We start from the raw sequence: 17,483 nt of genomic DNA, 5'->3' as shown, positions 1-17,483 counted from the left end.
ATGCCCTAGCGGCATACGAAATCTTCCTAAAATCTTATAAATGATTGTAATTTTCATGTAATCTTCATGTAATTTTTATATAATAATATTCCAAACAATTTCAAAAAGGTTTTTTATGAAAAGAAATGCGTTCTCTTTAATAGAACTTATGATCGTTATCGTGATCCTTGGACTATTAGCGGCGATGGTTATGCCGAGTCTTACAGGTAAGGGTGAAGAAGCAAAACGTGACCTTGTGTGTGTACAGATGAAAAGTATCTATAACGGTGCACTTGATATGTACAAAATTAAAAACAGTGTGTACCCTTCGACACAAGAGGGATTAAAATTACTTACAAAAGACGATAAGTATTTTAAAGACGCTAAAATGCCTAAAGATTCTTGGGGACAAGAATTTATCTACATTAACAACGATGGCAAGGTGGAACTTATCTCACTAGGTGCCGATAAAAAAGAGGGCGGTAAAGACGAAGCTGCCGATATTAAACTAAGTGAGTGTAAATAAGTTTTGAAAAAAGCTTTTTCCCTTATTGAGTTGATGATCGTGATTGTTATCATCGGGGTTGTATATACCCTTGTGATAACAAAACTTCATAATGTTGAAGATAAGCAAGAGAAACTTAGTTTAAAAAACTTGAAAAGTTATATGTATAAACAGATCAAAGACGGTAACTCTTCAAAACTTGTTTGTGGAGATGATTGCAGCGTTTGCACACTCTATATAGACGGTGTAAAAAGAGCGGACATTGATGAGCTGATCGATGATTCGATAGAAGTTTATAGATATAGCTATTCAGAAGGTTTAGTGCAGCAACGCTTTGACGGGTGTTTTGAGTTTGAAGTTGCAAGGGACAGAGTTTCTGACCAGTATATAGTTGCCTTTAAAGATAAGGTGTATGATTATAGTGAATACTTTGAAGGTGTAAAAATTTACGATACGCTAGAAGAATTTGTAGATAAAAAAGAACAATTGATACAAGAAGTGAAGTGATGATTTTTAAATATAAAGGTATAGATAAAACAGGAAAAAATGTCACTGACAGAGTTGAAGCTGCAAATCTAGATGAGGTAAAGGCAAAACTCAAAGCAAACGGTATCTTGTATAGTGAGATTAAAGAGGATTCACTGCCGTTTTATGAGAAGTTTAAACTTAAAAAACGTTATAAAATTTCTTCAAAAGAGTTAGCACTGCTTTCTCGTGAACTCTCTATGTATATCCGCTCAGGAATGAGTATAGTCTCTGCACTTAAAGTGGTTCAAACCCATTACGCTAAAAATAAAAAAATAAAACTCTTTTTGGCAACGGTAAATACGCATCTTGATGAGGGGGAAAACTTCTACAGTGCTTTATCTTCTCAAGATGTGGTAGAACTTCCGGAATTTTTTGTAGAATCGATTCGTGTAAGTGAAGACGGAGGGATCCTTGACGAAGTTCTTATGGAACTTTCCCGCTTTTTAAAAGAGCAGGACAAAATAGCAAAAGAGATTAAGGGTGCATTTGCTTACCCATCATTTATGGTTATTATCTCTTTAGTGATGATCGCATTTATGCTTACTTATGTCGTACCGCAAATTACGGGGATATTTGAGAGTATGGACCAAGAACTTCCAACTCCTACAAAAGTAGTGATTGCTCTTGGAGACTTTTTCAGTGAGAATTTTCAAACTATTTTAGCACTGATTTTTATCTTTAGCGCACTTTTTGTAACCTTGAAAAGAAAGATATACAGTTTTGCTTATTTTGTAGATAAGCTCTTACTTAAAGTACCTCTTTTTGGTGCCATTATCCTAAAAAGTGAGTTAGCACGTTTCTCATACATCGCTTCACTTTTAACACGTTCAGGTGTTGTATTCGTTCAAACAATAAATATGAGTGCAAATATCTTAAGCAACAAAGTAATCAAAGAGTTGTTTGTAGATGCAAGTAAAAAAGTTGTTGAAGGAAAACTGCTCTCTCATGCACTTTATAATTCAGATGTACAACTTGATGATGCATTTGTTCAGGCAATAGCCCTTGGTGAAGAGACTTCAGAGATAGAGAGTGTTTTAACAAATGTGTCGGAGCTTTATTTTGAAGAGAACAGAGATAAAATTTCACTCCTTCTAACTCTGCTTGAACCGGCTTTAATGCTTTTTGTAGGCGGAAGTATAGGTTTTATCGTAGCGGCAATGCTTTTACCTATTTTCTCAATGAGTATTCAATAGATGCAGAGAAAAAAAGGGATCGCACTCCTTATTACCGTAATGTTTGTGATTGTAATCACGGTAGCGGTCGGCTACGCTTTAAAACAGATTAACGACTCTTCACGATACGTAGAAAAGGAGAAAATGCTCTATCAGGCTCATATCTTTGTAGATGATGTAATAACCCTTTTAAATGGTTCTGCGCAACTAAAAAGTATAGGAGAAAATAATTCTGTAGAGGAGTTATATCTCTTTTTGCAAGGGATAGAGGGTGGCATACCGTTAACCAATGACGGTACCAATCTGATGGTTTATATTACGAGCGCATGTTCAACTTTTGCAGTAAACTCTATAAACAAAGACAAACAACAAGAGGAGTTCTTATATGAGTATCTCAGCAGATATAATGTGAGAGGGGAGTATATAGAGCTTTTAAAAGATGTTATGAAAGAGCCTAAAGAGGGTGTTTATTACAATACGACTATTTTTGAAGAGAATCCGACACTATTTCGAGGCTCTATTGCTTCAATGAAACACCTCAAAAAGATTAACAGGTTTTATAAAAAAGAGTATCAGGATGATGCAATTGATGCGATCAACTTTACGCAACTTTTTAATTTCTCAACTGAGACAAATACAACCATCGACCTTAATTATGCAACACCTGAAGTGTGGGAACTCATAACGGGAACAAGCTCTGAAAGAGCGAAAAATTTAGCTGAAGGAGAGGTTGTATACAGTTCAAAGAAAGATTTGTTCAAGGCTCTTAATTTGGGTGAAGATGAGCAGAATAGGCTTGGAAAATTTTCCACGGATATCTTTGTTCCGTATTTGTTTATAAAAATGGATATAATAAGAGAAAACATAACTTCACATATAAGTTTTGAATATGATATAAAACACAGGAAAGGGTATAACTTTGTTTACGAAATTTAAAACAACCAGTAGTGTTGTTTTTTTAGATCCTCATAGTGAGAAAACTCCTCAGGTAGCTGCTGGTACAAAAGTAGATATTATCCTCTCACCATCACTTTATTGGGTGAAAAAACTGAGTTTGCCTGTAAAATATGCAAGAGATGCTAAAAAACTGCTGCCATCACTTTTTGAAGACAACCTTCCTCAGGGGAACTACAGTTACGTAGTCTTTAAAGAGGGGGAAGAATTTTTAGCATTTGCATATGAAGATAAAAAGATTATTGAAGAGCTGGGGAAAAAAGATATTCCTGTCTCTACGATTAAGAATGTCTATTTTGCACAAACGGAACTTCTAGATGCAGTACCGTGCAAGATTAATGAAAAAGAGGTGTTGATTGTAGATAATGACTTGGTGTTTATAGCTCCAAGCCGTTGGATCGAGACTGCGAAAGAACTTTCATTAGATAATTTAAAACTTTCAAAAAAGACAATTAAACTGCAACAGTTTTCTCACATTATCGACAATAACAGCTTGTATAAAATAGCTGCTTTACTTGGTGTATTTATTCTTCTTTTAGGGGTTGAAGCCTTTATAACTATGCAAAAGATAGAGAGTGTAAACATACAAAAAGAGAAGCTGTTTGACGAGTATAAACTTTATCCTACTATGATGCAAAACCGTTCTGTACTCCAGGAGTATGAAACAACTTTTGAAAAACAAACGAAACTACGTGAAATAGTTGCAGATTTTTTAAAATTAAAACTCACAAAAGAGCAAAAGATTACGAAAATAGCATATAAAAATAAAGTACTAAGTGTAAATATATCAGGTTTAGATGAGGCCTCTAGTAAGAAAGTACTGCAGAGTTTACAAAACTACAAAGCAGCTCTCAGCTCTTCATTTAAGGGGAAAAACTTTGAGATCGAGGTGAAACTATGAATCAAGTAAACCCGTTACATATCGGTGCATTGCTTGTAACCGTTTTACTCTTTTTATTTTTTAAATTAAATACACTCAAAGAGGAACTGCTTGAAGCAAAACTGCAGTATCAAGAGAGCAAAAAAGTGGCAGTTAAGTTAAATGGGCTTGAAGAGGTGTACGGCGATCAGAAAAAGATAAACAGCTCTATTCAAAGAGTGTTAAGACAGCCCTCATTAAAGTCTGCAGAGTTGACTCAAAAGACAACAAAAGATTCGATCAAAATTACTACAGAGAGTATGAATGCCGATGCCTTAAACTCTTTGATGGGAAAAGTGCTTAACGGTTCGTATAATATTTCGGCATTGAACATCAAAAAATTGGGTGATGATAAAGCAAGCTTGGAGATGGAGATAAAATGGTAAAAAAGATAGCACTGTTTTTTGGATATTTCCTAGTATTTATTTTAGCACTAATCGCTTTTACCCCTAAACAAAGTGTCTACTATTTTCTAGAACAAGAGTTGGGAGCATTTGATGTTATTATCTCCGGGGAAAAAGTACAAGACAGATTTTTTACTTTAGAGATCGATGATGCACACCTGTTCGCTCAGGGGATTGAGGCAGCTGAAATTACAACAACAAAGATAACTTTGCTCGGTGTCTATAATTCGATCGACGTCAGCGGTATCCGTTTGGCATCTATTGTGGAGAACTTTGCTCCTCAAAAGGTAGAGAATGTTTCTGTAAACTATTCGCTCCTAAACCCTTTGAACGTGAATATATCTGCAAACGGTGTATTTGGTGAGCTTGAAGGGGAGTTTAGTCTTTTAGACCAAAGTGTATCGTTAGTATTAAAACCTTCAAAACTGATGCAGTCAAAATACAGCAGCTCATTACGACAGTTTAAAAAAGATCAAAACGGGGAGTACAAATATGTTAAAGCTCTCTAACTCTAAACTTCTTAAAGTTGTGACAAAACTTTTAATACTCATACTCTTTGCAAAACTTTTTAGTTTAGCTATCTGGTGGTATCTTCCAAGCAGCGGCATAGATAACCAAGAGAGTGAGACTTATACACAAAGTTATAAGCGAATCGATTTTAAAAATATGCTTGAGCGCTCAAAGGTTGTTGTAAACGAGGAACAAAAAAGTACGGTTTCAACGAGTATTGGTACTATTGTTTTAAAGGGGCTTTACGGAAAAGGGAAAAAAGGTTTTGCGATCGTTGCCAAAAAAGCACAACCTGACAAAACTTCAGTTATCTCTGTTGGAGAGTTATATGAAGGGTATAAGTTAAAAACCATTCAGGCATTTAGCGTTATTTTTGAAAAGATGGGCAAAGAGTATATCGTGAGTATGGATAGCTCTGAAAAATTGCAACCTAAAGAGTTTGTAAAAAAAGAGACTACTCTGGGAGAGGCATATGAAGTGGAAAAAACAGATATCACTTACTATTCGAAAAATCCGGGAAAATTGTGGAGTGATGTCGCAATCAATGAAGTGTTTGAGGGTAAAAAAATTACCGGCTTTAGAGTAGACAAAATAAAACCAAACTCAAAAATAGCCAAGCTGGGACTGCAAAAAGGTGACATAATGATTCGGGCAAACAACGTAGAACTTACCTCTTATAAGGCAGCGATGGACCTGTATAAAAAGATAGACAGTATAGATATCTTAGAATTAACAGTACTCAGAAATAATCAAGAAAAGGAAATCATATATGAAATTCGTTAGAGTTTTTTTAATCACACTATTTTTACTTACAAGCTTAAGTGCAAGAGAGAAGGTCAATGTTAACTTTTCTAATGTCAAAATTGATGACTTTATAGAACTTGTTTCAAAGATTACTCATAAAAACATCCTTGTAACGCAAAAAGTGAACGGGACAGTGAACTTTATAAGTTCAACACCTATTTATGATGATGAACTGATCGAATTACTGGTTGATGTTCTGGAATCAAAAGGTTTTACACTGGTACAAAAAGGTTCAAGATACGAAGTTATTCGTGCTACGGATGCCGCAAACAACAATCTTCCTGTAATCGCTAAGAATAAAAAGCTTTACGGTGCCACTATGGTAACTCAGGCTCTAGAGATTAAAGGTGAAAATGTTGACGTAGTTGCAGCAAAAGTGAGATATCTGATTTCAAAAACTGCCAAACTGATGACTATGAAAGAATCAAATACGCTTTTAGTTACAGATTATCCGAAAAATATTGAGACACTTAAAAAAGTTATTAAAGACCTTAGTAACAATGTCGAGAATGTTGTAAAAATTATCTATCTGAAAAATACCGAAGCGAAGAAACTCAATTCTAAAATTACCGAGATTCAAAAATCGATCTTTAACCAACAGGTTGTTTCAGAGCAGGTAACAATAGTAGTTGATGAAAATGTTAACGGTTTAGTACTTGTCGGAGATGAAAACAATGTAAACAAACTTGCCGAGATTGTGGCAAAACTTGATGTAGAGTCAAATATTAACAATACCGTAAAGATTTTTGCACTTAAAAATTCAGATGCCCAGGCGGTGTTAAAAACGATCACCGACATTATCGCAAAACAAACGTTTAAAGACCCTGCAATGAAGCCGAATGTCTCAGCAAGTGATGAGATTAACTCGATCGTTGTGATCGGAGATCCTTTAGTGATCAAAGGGATTCAAAAAATCATTGAAGAGCTAGATAAAGAGAAGTTTCAAGTCTATGTACAGGCAAAAATCGTAGAGATCAATAAAAACAAGAGTCAGGATATCGGTGTAAAATACGGTTTTTCTGCCGGAGATATTTCATCGTCTGGTCTTTATGCAATGAGTGCAAATTTTGGTTCAGCTGATTTAACAACACAAGCTACAGCAGTTGTTGGAGAATCATTAGGAACATCTGTTATTGGAGTAACACGTTCAGCATTAGCATTGGGGGCTACATTAGATTTTTTACAACAAAACGGTGCAGGACAATCAATCTCTAATCCATCTATACTTTGTGTAAATAACAAAGAATCATCAATTTATGTGGGTAAAACGATCTCTATATCTACAGGTTCTGTTACAACTAGTGCAGGAATTGGCGGTACTACAAGTAGTTACAAAAGAGAGGATGTCGGTTTAACTTTAAAAATTAAACCTCGTGTCTCTTCAAACGATAAAGTAACTCTTGACGTAGAAGCAGTTTTGGAAAATGTATTGGATGATGGACTTGATGCAAGTGGTCAAACTGTTCGACAACCCGTAACCTCAAAACAAGAGGTAAAGACACAGGCAATTTTACGCCACGGTGAGAGTATTATTATCGGAGGACTTGTAAAAACTTATTCAGATAAAACAGTTACAAAAGTACCACTTTTAGGAGATATACCTCTTATAGGAAAACTTTTTACATCAACATCTGATACAGAAGAAGAGGACAATTTAGTTGTAATTCTCACACCTTACGTGATTGATAAAAGTGAAGAGTTGTCACAATTACAAAAAGACCTCGGTGTGCTTTCAAAGATTCAAGAGAAGTATAATAAAGATATTTTCAAAATGGTAGAAGAGGGTAAAGATGTTAAACATTGAACCGCTCCATAACCTTCATCTAGAGCCGATTGAAGTTGAAGAGCTCAATACAAACTTATCTGTTAAAAATTATCTTCTTTTCAGTGAATATGGGAGTGAGATATCTGCGTTTACTTCAAAACGCTACCTCAGTGAAGCGAGTAATTACTATACAAAGCTTGATGAGGAATATCCGTTATATATTTTAGACGAGGACTCTTTCGATAGACTTTATAACCGTTTTTTAGAACTCAGAACAGACAAAGAGATCGAGACGATGAAGGGGGATAGACAAGAGGAGAGTAATGATGAAGATGAACTCTCTTTAACCGACTTTCTAAGAACTTCGGCAGATATCTTAACGAGTGAAGAATCAGCACCCATTATCAAGTTTGTAAATGCACTGTTTTATCAAGCGGTAAAAAAACGTGCGTCAGATATTCACATTGAAGTGCATGAAAACAAAGGGGAAGTTCGTTTTCGTATAGACGGTATGTTGACAAAAAATGCCGATCTAGACAAAAAGATAGTCAATCTTATCGTGAGTCGTATCAAAGTTATCTCAAATCTTGATATCTCGGAGAAAAGGATACCTCAAGATGGTCGTACGCAGATCAAAATTGCGGGTGAAGTTTTAGATATTCGTGTCTCGATACTTCCTACATTTTACGGTGAACGTGTAGTTATGAGGCTTTTGATGCAAAGCTCACAAATCCCGGAAATTACTGAACTTGGATTTAACGATTCTATGATCAATGATGTAAAAAAACTGCTTCGCTCATCGCACGGGATCATCTTGGTAACGGGGCCGACGGGAAGTGGTAAGACAACATCACTGCACTCATTTTTACGCGAAGTGGAAGAGCCGCATAAAAACCTTATAACGGTTGAGGATCCTGTAGAGTATAAAAGTGACAATATCTCACAAATTCAAGTAAACGAGAAAGTGGGGCTCACATTTGCTTCGGCACTTCGATCTATCCTGCGTCAAGACCCTGATGTTATTATGATCGGGGAGATTCGTGACGAGGAGACAGCTACGATTGCAGTTCGTGCAGCACTGACGGGGCACCTTGTTTTTTCAACGCTTCATACAAACTCGGCAGCAGCAACAATCTCAAGACTCTCCGATATGAACATAGAACCGTTTTTAATCTCATCTTCACTTTTAGGGATATTGGCACAGAGACTTGTGCGTGTACTTTGTCCTCATTGTAAAGAGGAAGATGAACTGGCTGAGAATTTTAGCGAGGATTATGACCTTCCTCGTGATGCGAAGATCTATAAATCTTGCGGCTGTAAAGAGTGTAACTATACAGGTTACGCGGGGCGCCGTTCTATCGGTGAGCTTCTGATTATGAACGATAAAGTAAAAGACCTGCTTAAAACTACGACGGATGAGCATACGATCAAAACGGCACTTGAAGCAGACGGGCTTAAAACGATTGCAAAACAGCTTCGCATGATGTTAATAAACGGGGAGACTTCACTCGATGAAGCTATCCGTATCGGTATAGGACATGGCTAAACAACGCAACGCTTTTACTTTGATCGAAGTGATGGTGGCGGTGATGATTGTCAGTGTCGTGATCGCTGCTATGTTTCAAGTAAGAGGGGATGCAAACAGTAAACTCTTATGGCTGCAACAATCGATAAAAGAGACGCAATATAACTCTTTTTTACTCGGAACTTCCCAAAAGTACGGTTTTGAAAAAAGCAATGTATCACTCAAAGAACTTGTAGATGATTTTAATCTTGAGAGTGACCTCAGACGTGAAGTAAAAGCCATAAAAGTGAAACTTTCATACGATGAAATAGATAAGTTTGAAACACCTACTGGAAGTGTTTTGGAGATCGGAAAAACAAAACTTGAATCACAAAAGTTTTCTACTTCAATGTTACGGGTGAAGATCCAATGAGAAAAGGTTTTACACTTATTGAGTTAATGGTCTCGATCGTAATACTCTCGATCATTATGGTGTTTTTATATAAGAGTTATGCAGAGTTAAACGGACAAAACAGAATCTATAAAGAGGCTGTCGATAAAATTGAAAAAATAGAGACGATTAAACAAACAGTTTTTTTAGATCTTTCTATGAGTTTTAGAGAAACAATAATGATTTTGCATCAAGATAAAAATGCAGACATTCTCTTTTTTCAATCTTCACATTCTATTCATGACCGCATACACCCCTACATTGGGTATATTGTTCAAGATAAAAAACTTTACAGGATAGAGTCTTTACGGGCTTTAAAAGTATACCCTTTAGAGAGCAATGTCGATTTTGATGTTGATTATTTGGGTGAAGTTGAAAATTTTCGAGTTTATCAGGGACAACAAGATGACAGTTTATATCTGGTAGACATATCGTTAAAGAGTTTAGAGCGGATTTTAATGAAGATAAAATCTTTTTCTTAGTATCATAATATATTATAAATTAACAATTTGGAGAGTGTTTTGAGCATCTATAGAGAGTATGACATACGTGGGATTTACGAAAAAGAACTAAATGAAGGAAGTGTTACAAAAATCGGTTTTGCATTGGCTTCTAAGATTGACGGAGAATATGTAGCAGTCGGTTATGATGCAAGAAGTCACTCTCCGATTTTGTTCGAATATCTTGTAGCAGGTCTCAATGCAGGCGGTAAAAAAGTTTTAGACATGGGACTTGTGCCAACTCCTGTTAATTACTTTACAAACTATCAAGAGTGGGACGGGATCACACCTTCAGCTTCTGTTATGATCACGGGTTCACACAATCCAAGCGAATACAACGGTTTTAAGATTACAATTGCTCAAGCACCGTTTTTCGGTGAAGATATCTATGCACTCGGGCGTGAGTGTGAGGCGATGGGTGATATTGAAAAAGTTGATCGCCAGGTTGTAAAAATTGATGCGAAAAACAGATACATCGACTATATTGTAGAGCAGTTCCAACATCTTAAAGGGATGGATACAAAGATCGTATATGACTGTGGAAACGGTGTAGCGGGTATTGTTCTTCCTGAGATTTTTGAGCGCTTGGAATTAAATACAAAAGGGTTATATGTCGATCCGGACGGTACATTCCCAAATCATCATCCGGACCCTTCAGTTGAGAAAAACCTTGCTGATGTAAAGGTACTTTTAGAAAAAGAGGGTGATATCGCTTTTGCATACGACGGTGATGCAGACAGAATCGCGGTACTGACTCATAAAAACAATATAAAAGGGGATATGATGGCCCTTTTATACTCTATGAAGATGCAGAACCCTACAGTTGTAGGTGAGGTGAAATGTTCACAAGTTATGTATGACGAGCTTGAACGCCGCGGCGGGAAAACTATTATGTATAAAACAGGACATTCGAACTTAAAAGTAAAGATGAAAGAGGTTAATGCTGACCTTGCATGTGAAGTGAGCGGGCACGTGTTTTTCAAAAACAGATACTTCGGCTACGATGATGCAATCTATGCAACCCTTAGAATGTTAGAGCTTATCCAAGACGGTATAGACCTTGACGCTGAGCTTGCAAAGCTTCCTGAAGTATATTCGACTGAAGAGATCAAAGTTGAAACTACGGAAGCGGAAAAGTTCAAAATTATGGAAAAAGTAAAAGAGCTTTTACAAAATCCTCCGGCATCTTTTCCGGCTATCAAAGATATCATCGATGTTGACGGTGTAAGAATCAACTTTGAAAACGGTTGGGGACTTGTACGTGCATCAAACACAACTCCTGTACTTGTAACACGTTTTGAATCAACTTCAAAAGAAGATGCTGCACTCTATGAAGCATCAGTAAATGCGCTTATAAAAGAAGCAAAAGAATTATTATAATCAAATAGTATAATAAACATAATTTAAAACTATTTAGATAGAATACCTTCAAATTATTAAAGGATCTTCTAAATGGTTTATATCACACTCTTTTTACTTTTCGTTTATCTAAAAATAGCTCGTGTTCACACAAAACAGGAAAAAGTTACTACTCTTTTTGTTGCACAACATACACTTATTGCACTCAGTGCCATAGCTACACTTTATTATGGATTTTTAACAGAACCTTGGTATCTTATAGTTCCTGCAATGTGGCTCTTTTTTATCGTAGCAGCGTTACTGGTAACGGCTATCATGATTGGGATATTTATTGACGGGATATCGTTACTAGGTCTTAGTAGCATATATAGGTTTTTACCGATATTGACGTTAGTTATCGTAACACTTTCTGCATCTTTATGGCTTGTTTAACCACCGATTTGTTATAATCCCGTATATATAAAATTAAGGATCTCAATGAAAACTCATACACTTTTAATGCCACTAGATATGCATCTCCATCTTCGTGATGGTGTTATGCTTGAAAATGTTGCTCCACTTTCAGCATATAGTTTTAGTGGTGCTATCGTGATGCCAAACCTCGTTCCACCAGTTACTACAAAAGAGGAAGTTATCGCTTATAAAGAGCGTATAATGGCTGCAGTTCCAAATGATTTTTTTGAACCATACATGACACTTTTCTATCAAAACTACTCTAGAGAGTTTTTAGAAGATGTTGCGGAGGAGATTACAGCGGTTAAATTGTATCCAGCCGGAATTACAACAAACTCTGAAGGTGGTGTGAGTTCATTCGATATCGAGGAGATGAGAGAAACTTTAGAGGCTATGAGTTCAATGGGTATCCCTTTATGTGTCCACGGTGAGACTGACGGTTTTGTAATGGATAGAGAAGCTGAATTTATGTCTATTTATGAGCTTTTAGCACAAAACTTTCCAGATCTAAAGATCATTATGGAACACATTACGACAAAAGCTGCTGTTGATATGCTTGATAAATATCCGAATCTTTATGCAACGATCACTGTACACCACCTTTTAATCACTTTAGATGATGTAGTTGGCGGTATGATGCAGCCACACCTTTTTTGTAAACCGATTGCAAAACGTCCTGAAGATTTAGACGCACTTTTAAACGTAGCATTAGAAGCGCATCCAAAAGTGATGTTCGGTAGTGATTCTGCACCGCATCCACAACATAAAAAAGAGTCTTGCGGGTGTGCAGCAGGTGTATTTACGGCACCAATTGCATTACAGCTTTTATGTGAGATCTTCGATCAGTACGGAAAACTTTCTAACTTACAAGCTTTTGTAAGTGACAATGCACAAAGCATTTACGGTATTTGTCCTGAATTTAAAGAGGTTACTTTAGAAAACAGACCTTTTACAGTACCTAATGATTACTCAGGAGTTGTTCCGATGTATGCGGGAGAGACTCTAAACTGGGCTATCGAGAATGTCGAGTAATATATTACTTCTAGAAGATGATCCTCTTTTTGGGGAGACTCTTGTAGATATGCTTGAGGATGAGGATTTTAACGTTAGTTTATATCCAAATGGTCAAGCAGCACTCGATGCCACTTTCGAAAATAGATTCGATCTCTATGTATTAGATATAAACGTACCTTTGATTGACGGTGTGACATTACTCAAAGAGCTTCGTGATGCAGAGGATGAAACACCTGCTATTTTTGTTACATCTCACAAAGAGAAAGAGATGATGCAAAAAGGTTTTTTAACCGGTGGTGATGATTATATTGTAAAACCGTTTGACAATGATGAATTGATCCTACGCATAAATGCACTTCTAAGACGATTTAAACAAAAAGATAAAGTGTGTAAATGTGGACTTTGCATAGACAATACACGAAAAGTGATCAGCTATAACTCTGAGGAGTTAGAACTCTCAAAGCGTGAGTTTGAAGTGTTGTCTTTATTAATTGAAAATGCCAACAGTGTAGTTTCAAAAGAGATGATACTTGATGAGTTATATAATCTGAGTGAAAGTGGTAGTGAAGGTGCAATCAGGGTTTATATAAACCGTATAAAACAGTTACTTCCTGAACATAATTTAGAAAACGTCAGGGGAATAGGGTACAAGCTTGTTTGTTAACTTAAGAATTAGTATCTTTGTATTTTACTTTTTAACAGTGATCGCATTTCTGGCAATTTCATACTATTTTTTAGATGTACTTGGCGTGAGCAACTTTTATATCTATAGTGTAGTTTTACTCTGTATCATTATTTTGTCGGGTATTTTTATCTCTAAACTTGCTATCGACCCGTTAGCAGAATATGTAACAAACCTTCAAAATCTTTCAAAAGAAACATTGCATGAACTCAATCTCCCTATAAGTACGATCACGACAAATACGCAAATGATCAAGAAGAATCTTGAAGATGAGAAAGCACTTAAAAGGGTTGCGAGAATCGAGTCGGCATGTGATATGTTAAAACAAAGATACGATGAGCTTGATTACCTTATTAAGATGCAGTCAAAACAAAACATCAAGGAGATGGTAGACCTTAGTGCTCTTGTTCAAGAGAGAATCACATTTTTACAAAGGATCTATCCAAATAAAAACTTTAATTTAAATCTGGAAAATTTTTCTCTGGAGATAGACAGAGTAGGGCTTTCCAAGGTAATTGACAATTTAATCGATAATGGGGTAAAATACTCACCTAAATCACAAAATATAGATATAAATCTACAAAAAAAAACACTCACAATTCAAGACTACGGTATTGGAATGGATGAGGTTGAACTACTTCAGATTTATGATAATTTCTATCAATCCAATAAACATATGCAGGGTTTTGGTATAGGGCTTTCGATGGTGAAGCGGTTTTGTGATGAAAATAAGATAGAATTGAGTGTGACATCAAAACTGAATCAAGGTACGAAAGTATCTTTAAAATTTTAAAAATTTAGGAATATTATGGAAACAACAAATTTAATGGCATATGCCGAACAAGCAATAGATTACGGGGTAATGGGTACTTTAATACTGATGAGTGTTGTGACGCTTTGGTTGTTTATAGAAAGAATGATGTTTTACAAAACAGTAAGAGTTGAAGAGTACAAGCACAGAGATGAGTTGGAGATGGATCTGACGAATAATATCAATGTTATAAGTGCTATTGGCGCAAATGCTCCGTATATCGGTCTTCTTGGAACAGTTCTTGGAATTATGCTGACATTTTATACTTTGGGTGATGTAGGTGCGGTAGATGCAAAGAAAATTATGACAGGACTTGCACTTGCACTTAAAGCAACGGCTATGGGACTTATTGTAGCAATTCCGGCTATTGTGACATATACTATTGCTTTGAGAAAAGTTGAAAAGATATTAACAAGATACGACATTGCCACTGAGCAACAAGAGGCGTAAGATGTCTAAGTGCAGAAAAACACAGAAGAGGTTTGATCAGATAAACGTTATCCCATTTATCGATATTATGCTTGTTCTTTTGGTAATGGTTTTAACAACTGCTACTTTTATCAAGCAGGGCGTTATCCCTGTTAATCTTCCCGAAGCTTCTTCATCTGAGAAAAAAGAGGAGAAAAAAGAGGTTACTGTATATGTGAACGACAAAGGTGAAATGTTCTTTGAAAAAGAGAAGGTTGATCTTGGCACGTTAGAGCAAAAAATAGCAGCTATCTCAAAAGAGCAAACGGTAATACTAAGAAGTGATAAAGAGTCTAAGTTTCAGGATTTTGTGAGTGTAATGGATATTTTAAAAAAGCTGGGACACGAGCAATTGTATATAGTGACAAAAAACGACTAAAAGAGATATGTTGAAGTTATGTTATATTTACAATGAAGATATTTCATCAAAGCATTATCAGCATTTGCTGGAAAACTTTGAAATACTAAGTGTCGATCTAGATACGACAAAAGAGATCCCCTCTGCAGAGATATATATTCTCGATCTAAAGCATATAACTAAAGAGTTGTCTCTTCTACTCAAAAATACTCTAGAAAAAGAGCTGCACAAGCTTGTCTATTTTAATGTACCTAAAGAGTATACACTGCTTCATTTTCAACTTGCTCTGTTGTTACAATGTAAGTCTCTTATAACTGAAAAACAAGATACTCAAAAAATTATTCATAGAATAAAAGATGAGTATTATGAGTATATTGCCAAACAGAACAATCAATCGCAAGATGAGTGTGATCAGTCTTTAGAAACAAGACTTGGATTTATCGAACTTCTTAAAGACAAATTTCTTGCTAAAACTAAGCGATTGGGCTTAATAACAATAGCATTAAAGAGTGTTGATGAGAAACAGCTCAAAGTAGTCATAAATGAGATAAATAGCATACTCAAGGAGAGCCTGCAGCTAGCACAATATAACGGTCATTTTTATCTTGCTATGCACGAAGGTTTAGAGTTTGAAACGCTGAAGCAAAAAGCAAAAGAGCTCAATATCCATCTCAATCAACTTGCATCATTACACAATATAGTGCTTTCACATGAAGTGTATGCTATTGACCTTGAAGGGATGGAGTTTGAATTCATTTTAGAGATGTTGCAAGATCTTGAAAAAAACCAACTCTCTAATGATCTCAAGCTAAATAGCCAAATATGTTTTATTGAAAACCTGGCAGAACATCAAAGTGACGAGTATATCTTACGACAGATGCTCAATACTATGAAGTTTAATAAAGTAGATGTAAAGCTGTTAAATATCTACAAAGGGCTTGTGATAAACTCGAAAGCTTCGGTTGTCAAAGTTGATGACAGGTTTATACAATTATCATTGCAAAAACTTCAAATAGAAGCTGCCTCTATACAAAAACAGACTACTATAGAGATCGCAGGTTATTCTCAAACCATAGAAGCTTCATTGAAACATATCAATATTCAAAAGGGGATAGCTACGTTTGAGCACTTTACATTGATGAAAACAAGTGTAAATGCACGTAAGCACGGTCGTGTTATTTGTGAGAGAACGACAAATATCAACATATCGGCAGACGGTACATCATTAAAGGGTGTTATTCTAGATTTGTCCTTAGTTTCTGTCGCCATCAAACTTCCGTATACTAAGACGCTTGATAAGTTATATGATAAAGATGTAGTTTTAACATTTGAATTGAGCTTGCAAAAGAATAAGATAATAAATACTATTGTAAGAAAAGGATCCGTGCAAAGGATCTTTGTAGATGGTCAGCAGAAGGTGGCAAAACTAATTTGCGACTTTCATGAAGACCATAATAATGAGCATCTCATCTCAGAATATATTTTTCAAAGACAAAAGAGTATTGTGAAAGAGATTAAAATGCTTTCTCTAAAAGCTTAAACTTCGGTTTAAACTCCTCTTTTGTCTCTTCTTGTTGATCAAGTGCTGTTGTACTCTGCGCAGCACTCTGATTGTAATCAAAAACTTTTTTTTCTATTGTCGTTTGTTCCATAAAAAGTTCACCGGCAATAAAAAATAAAACCATAATAACTACGATACTGACATAAAGCAGTATGTAGTTTTTTATATGTCCGCTATCAAAGGGATTTGTTTTAAACTCTATCATTTACAACTTGTATTGATCGTGAATTCTAATGTAACATCCTGCCAAGTTTTTCCTTGGTGAAGTGCATAACATGCTTTTGTAATCGCTTCAAGTGACGGCAGCATTTTAAAGTCGGCAAGATCGATACTACCGTTTAGTTTCATACTCTGAGGAGTAGATGTTAACGTCATAGAGATAACTTTTTTAACACCGTTCATAGATATCTCTACATCTGCAGTTTCTTTATGAACTTTTAAAACTTTTGCATCAATAGCTTTTACCCCTTGAACGTTAAAAAAGTTGTTTACAAGTTTTGCATCACGCCCTTGATTGTTTGAATTTACATCTGATGTAACAATAGTAACGTTACTAGATTGAAGTAGTTCTATCTGTGAAGTAGATGCTTCATAGTTTAGTTTGATGTTATCAAATGTTCCTTTTACACCAACCTTAGCAGGTGTCTTAAATGCTGTCCATTGTAAAGAGTTAGAGTCTACTTTACATGTAGAAGCAAAGATAGAAGTTGATAACCCCAGTAGTGCCACTAGCAGTAAATTTTTTTTCATGAATTTCTCCAAATTTTTTTGATGTATTGTAT

Annotated in this window: 22 protein-coding genes; 20 read left to right on the top strand and 2 right to left on the bottom strand. The window is 35.7% G+C overall.

The window, feature by feature from the left end:
* Positions 1-115: 115 nt before the first annotated feature.
* The 20 genes from gspG to QWY88_RS08915 all read left to right on the top strand — a co-directional run bounded on the left by gspG (position 116) and on the right by QWY88_RS08915 (position 16,680).
* Positions 116-505 (top strand): type II secretion system major pseudopilin GspG, encoded by a 390-nt coding sequence (gene gspG / locus QWY88_RS09010; RefSeq protein ID WP_193113043.1) that lies wholly within the window; start codon positions 116-118, stop codon positions 503-505.
* A 3-nt stretch (positions 506-508) separates the two neighbouring features.
* Complete coding sequence (locus QWY88_RS09005; protein WP_304546064.1) at positions 509-991, top strand: prepilin-type N-terminal cleavage/methylation domain-containing protein; 483 nt, start codon at positions 509-511, stop codon at positions 989-991.
* The gene (locus QWY88_RS09000) at positions 991-2,205 is read left to right on the top strand and encodes a type II secretion system F family protein (protein ID WP_304546063.1); all 1,215 of its coding nucleotides are present in this window, start codon (positions 991-993) and stop codon (positions 2,203-2,205) included. Before QWY88_RS09005 ends, QWY88_RS09000 begins: the two co-directional genes overlap by 1 nt.
* The gene (locus QWY88_RS08995; RefSeq protein WP_304546062.1) at positions 2,206-3,120 is read left to right on the top strand and encodes a hypothetical protein; all 915 of its coding nucleotides are present in this window, start codon (positions 2,206-2,208) and stop codon (positions 3,118-3,120) included. It begins immediately after the preceding gene.
* The gene (locus tag QWY88_RS08990) at positions 3,104-4,039 is read left to right on the top strand and encodes a hypothetical protein (RefSeq protein WP_304546061.1); all 936 of its coding nucleotides are present in this window, start codon (positions 3,104-3,106) and stop codon (positions 4,037-4,039) included. The genes QWY88_RS08995 and QWY88_RS08990 overlap by 17 nt, the downstream gene beginning before the upstream one ends.
* The gene (locus QWY88_RS08985; RefSeq protein ID WP_304546060.1) at positions 4,036-4,443 is read left to right on the top strand and encodes a hypothetical protein; all 408 of its coding nucleotides are present in this window, start codon (positions 4,036-4,038) and stop codon (positions 4,441-4,443) included. Before QWY88_RS08990 ends, QWY88_RS08985 begins: the two co-directional genes overlap by 4 nt.
* Positions 4,437-4,970 carry a hypothetical protein gene (locus QWY88_RS08980; protein ID WP_304546059.1) on the top strand — a complete coding sequence of 178 codons (534 nt, stop codon included), beginning with the start codon at positions 4,437-4,439 and terminating at the stop codon, positions 4,968-4,970. The genes QWY88_RS08985 and QWY88_RS08980 overlap by 7 nt, the downstream gene beginning before the upstream one ends.
* On the top strand, positions 4,954-5,754 hold the full coding sequence (locus QWY88_RS08975) for a hypothetical protein (protein ID WP_304546058.1): 801 nt from the start codon (positions 4,954-4,956) through the stop codon (positions 5,752-5,754). Before QWY88_RS08980 ends, QWY88_RS08975 begins: the two co-directional genes overlap by 17 nt.
* Positions 5,741-7,579 (top strand): secretin N-terminal domain-containing protein, encoded by a 1,839-nt coding sequence (locus QWY88_RS08970; protein ID WP_304546057.1) that lies wholly within the window; start codon positions 5,741-5,743, stop codon positions 7,577-7,579. The genes QWY88_RS08975 and QWY88_RS08970 overlap by 14 nt, the downstream gene beginning before the upstream one ends.
* The gene (locus QWY88_RS08965) at positions 7,566-9,086 is read left to right on the top strand and encodes a GspE/PulE family protein (protein ID WP_304546056.1); all 1,521 of its coding nucleotides are present in this window, start codon (positions 7,566-7,568) and stop codon (positions 9,084-9,086) included. The genes QWY88_RS08970 and QWY88_RS08965 overlap by 14 nt, the downstream gene beginning before the upstream one ends.
* Entirely contained in the window at positions 9,079-9,477 is a 399-nt protein-coding gene (locus tag QWY88_RS08960; RefSeq protein WP_304546055.1) for a prepilin-type N-terminal cleavage/methylation domain-containing protein, read from the top strand. Before QWY88_RS08965 ends, QWY88_RS08960 begins: the two co-directional genes overlap by 8 nt.
* Positions 9,474-9,977 carry a prepilin-type N-terminal cleavage/methylation domain-containing protein gene (locus QWY88_RS08955; RefSeq protein ID WP_304546054.1) on the top strand — a complete coding sequence of 168 codons (504 nt, stop codon included), beginning with the start codon at positions 9,474-9,476 and terminating at the stop codon, positions 9,975-9,977. Before QWY88_RS08960 ends, QWY88_RS08955 begins: the two co-directional genes overlap by 4 nt.
* A gap of 39 nt (positions 9,978-10,016) precedes the next feature.
* Positions 10,017-11,375: a phosphomannomutase/phosphoglucomutase gene (locus tag QWY88_RS08950; RefSeq protein WP_304546053.1), complete on the top strand. Its 1,359-nt coding sequence runs from the start codon at positions 10,017-10,019 to the stop codon at positions 11,373-11,375.
* 72 nt (positions 11,376-11,447) lie between these two features.
* Complete coding sequence (locus QWY88_RS08945) at positions 11,448-11,786, top strand: hypothetical protein (protein ID WP_304546052.1); 339 nt, start codon at positions 11,448-11,450, stop codon at positions 11,784-11,786.
* Between the two features lie 45 nt (positions 11,787-11,831).
* Positions 11,832-12,839 (top strand): dihydroorotase, encoded by a 1,008-nt coding sequence (pyrC, locus tag QWY88_RS08940; RefSeq protein WP_304546051.1) that lies wholly within the window; start codon positions 11,832-11,834, stop codon positions 12,837-12,839.
* Positions 12,829-13,485, top strand: coding sequence for a response regulator transcription factor (locus QWY88_RS08935; protein ID WP_304546050.1), 657 nt, complete (start codon positions 12,829-12,831; stop codon positions 13,483-13,485). The genes pyrC and QWY88_RS08935 overlap by 11 nt, the downstream gene beginning before the upstream one ends.
* Positions 13,475-14,296 carry a sensor histidine kinase gene (locus QWY88_RS08930; protein WP_304546049.1) on the top strand — a complete coding sequence of 274 codons (822 nt, stop codon included), beginning with the start codon at positions 13,475-13,477 and terminating at the stop codon, positions 14,294-14,296. Before QWY88_RS08935 ends, QWY88_RS08930 begins: the two co-directional genes overlap by 11 nt.
* Positions 14,297-14,311: 15 nt before the next feature.
* Positions 14,312-14,764: a TonB-system energizer ExbB gene (exbB, locus tag QWY88_RS08925; protein ID WP_304546048.1), complete on the top strand. Its 453-nt coding sequence runs from the start codon at positions 14,312-14,314 to the stop codon at positions 14,762-14,764.
* Between the two features lies 1 nt (position 14,765).
* Entirely contained in the window at positions 14,766-15,161 is a 396-nt protein-coding gene (gene exbD, locus QWY88_RS08920) for a TonB system transport protein ExbD (protein ID WP_304546047.1), read from the top strand.
* Between the two features lie 10 nt (positions 15,162-15,171).
* A complete protein-coding gene (locus tag QWY88_RS08915) occupies positions 15,172-16,680 on the top strand; it encodes a hypothetical protein (RefSeq protein ID WP_304546046.1) in 1,509 nt (502 codons plus the stop codon).
* Here QWY88_RS08915 and QWY88_RS08910 read toward each other — a convergent pair.
* Together QWY88_RS08910 and QWY88_RS08905 are read right to left on the bottom strand one after the other, a co-directional pair.
* Positions 16,655-16,906, bottom strand: a complete 252-nt coding sequence (locus QWY88_RS08910; RefSeq protein WP_304546045.1) for a hypothetical protein — start codon at positions 16,904-16,906, stop codon at positions 16,655-16,657. The two genes, QWY88_RS08915 and QWY88_RS08910, sit on opposite strands and share 26 nt — an antisense overlap.
* Positions 16,903-17,451, bottom strand: coding sequence for a YceI family protein (locus QWY88_RS08905; protein ID WP_304546044.1), 549 nt, complete (start codon positions 17,449-17,451; stop codon positions 16,903-16,905). Before QWY88_RS08905 ends, QWY88_RS08910 begins: the two co-directional genes overlap by 4 nt.
* Positions 17,452-17,483 lie beyond the last annotated feature (32 nt).

The sequence above is a fragment of the Sulfurimonas sp. hsl 1-7 genome (assembly GCF_030577135.1).
Taxonomy (GTDB): domain Bacteria; phylum Campylobacterota; class Campylobacteria; order Campylobacterales; family Sulfurimonadaceae; genus Sulfurimonas; species Sulfurimonas microaerophilus.
Note: the sequence above shows the minus strand (reverse complement) of the source record. Positions and strands in the feature narration are given on the sequence as shown.

Coding starts and splice junctions, on each gene's coding strand:
- QWY88_RS08970 (WP_304546057.1), top strand. CDS start 5,741: ATGAAATTCGTTAGAGTTTTTTTAATCACACTATTTTTACTTACAAGC.
- QWY88_RS08980 (WP_304546059.1), top strand. CDS start 4,437: ATGGTAAAAAAGATAGCACTGTTTTTTGGATATTTCCTAGTATTTATT.
- pyrC (WP_304546051.1), top strand. CDS start 11,832: ATGAAAACTCATACACTTTTAATGCCACTAGATATGCATCTCCATCTT.
- exbB (WP_304546048.1), top strand. CDS start 14,312: ATGGAAACAACAAATTTAATGGCATATGCCGAACAAGCAATAGATTAC.
- QWY88_RS08960 (WP_304546055.1), top strand. CDS start 9,079: ATGGCTAAACAACGCAACGCTTTTACTTTGATCGAAGTGATGGTGGCG.
- gspG (WP_193113043.1), top strand. CDS start 116: ATGAAAAGAAATGCGTTCTCTTTAATAGAACTTATGATCGTTATCGTG.
- QWY88_RS09000 (WP_304546063.1), top strand. CDS start 991: ATGATTTTTAAATATAAAGGTATAGATAAAACAGGAAAAAATGTCACT.
- QWY88_RS08985 (WP_304546060.1), top strand. CDS start 4,036: ATGAATCAAGTAAACCCGTTACATATCGGTGCATTGCTTGTAACCGTT.
- QWY88_RS08910 (WP_304546045.1), bottom strand. CDS start 16,906: ATGATAGAGTTTAAAACAAATCCCTTTGATAGCGGACATATAAAAAAC.
- QWY88_RS08975 (WP_304546058.1), top strand. CDS start 4,954: ATGTTAAAGCTCTCTAACTCTAAACTTCTTAAAGTTGTGACAAAACTT.
- QWY88_RS08945 (WP_304546052.1), top strand. CDS start 11,448: ATGGTTTATATCACACTCTTTTTACTTTTCGTTTATCTAAAAATAGCT.
- QWY88_RS08965 (WP_304546056.1), top strand. CDS start 7,566: ATGTTAAACATTGAACCGCTCCATAACCTTCATCTAGAGCCGATTGAA.
- QWY88_RS08905 (WP_304546044.1), bottom strand. CDS start 17,451: ATGAAAAAAAATTTACTGCTAGTGGCACTACTGGGGTTATCAACTTCT.
- QWY88_RS08935 (WP_304546050.1), top strand. CDS start 12,829: ATGTCGAGTAATATATTACTTCTAGAAGATGATCCTCTTTTTGGGGAG.
- exbD (WP_304546047.1), top strand. CDS start 14,766: ATGTCTAAGTGCAGAAAAACACAGAAGAGGTTTGATCAGATAAACGTT.
- QWY88_RS08995 (WP_304546062.1), top strand. CDS start 2,206: ATGCAGAGAAAAAAAGGGATCGCACTCCTTATTACCGTAATGTTTGTG.
- QWY88_RS08955 (WP_304546054.1), top strand. CDS start 9,474: ATGAGAAAAGGTTTTACACTTATTGAGTTAATGGTCTCGATCGTAATA.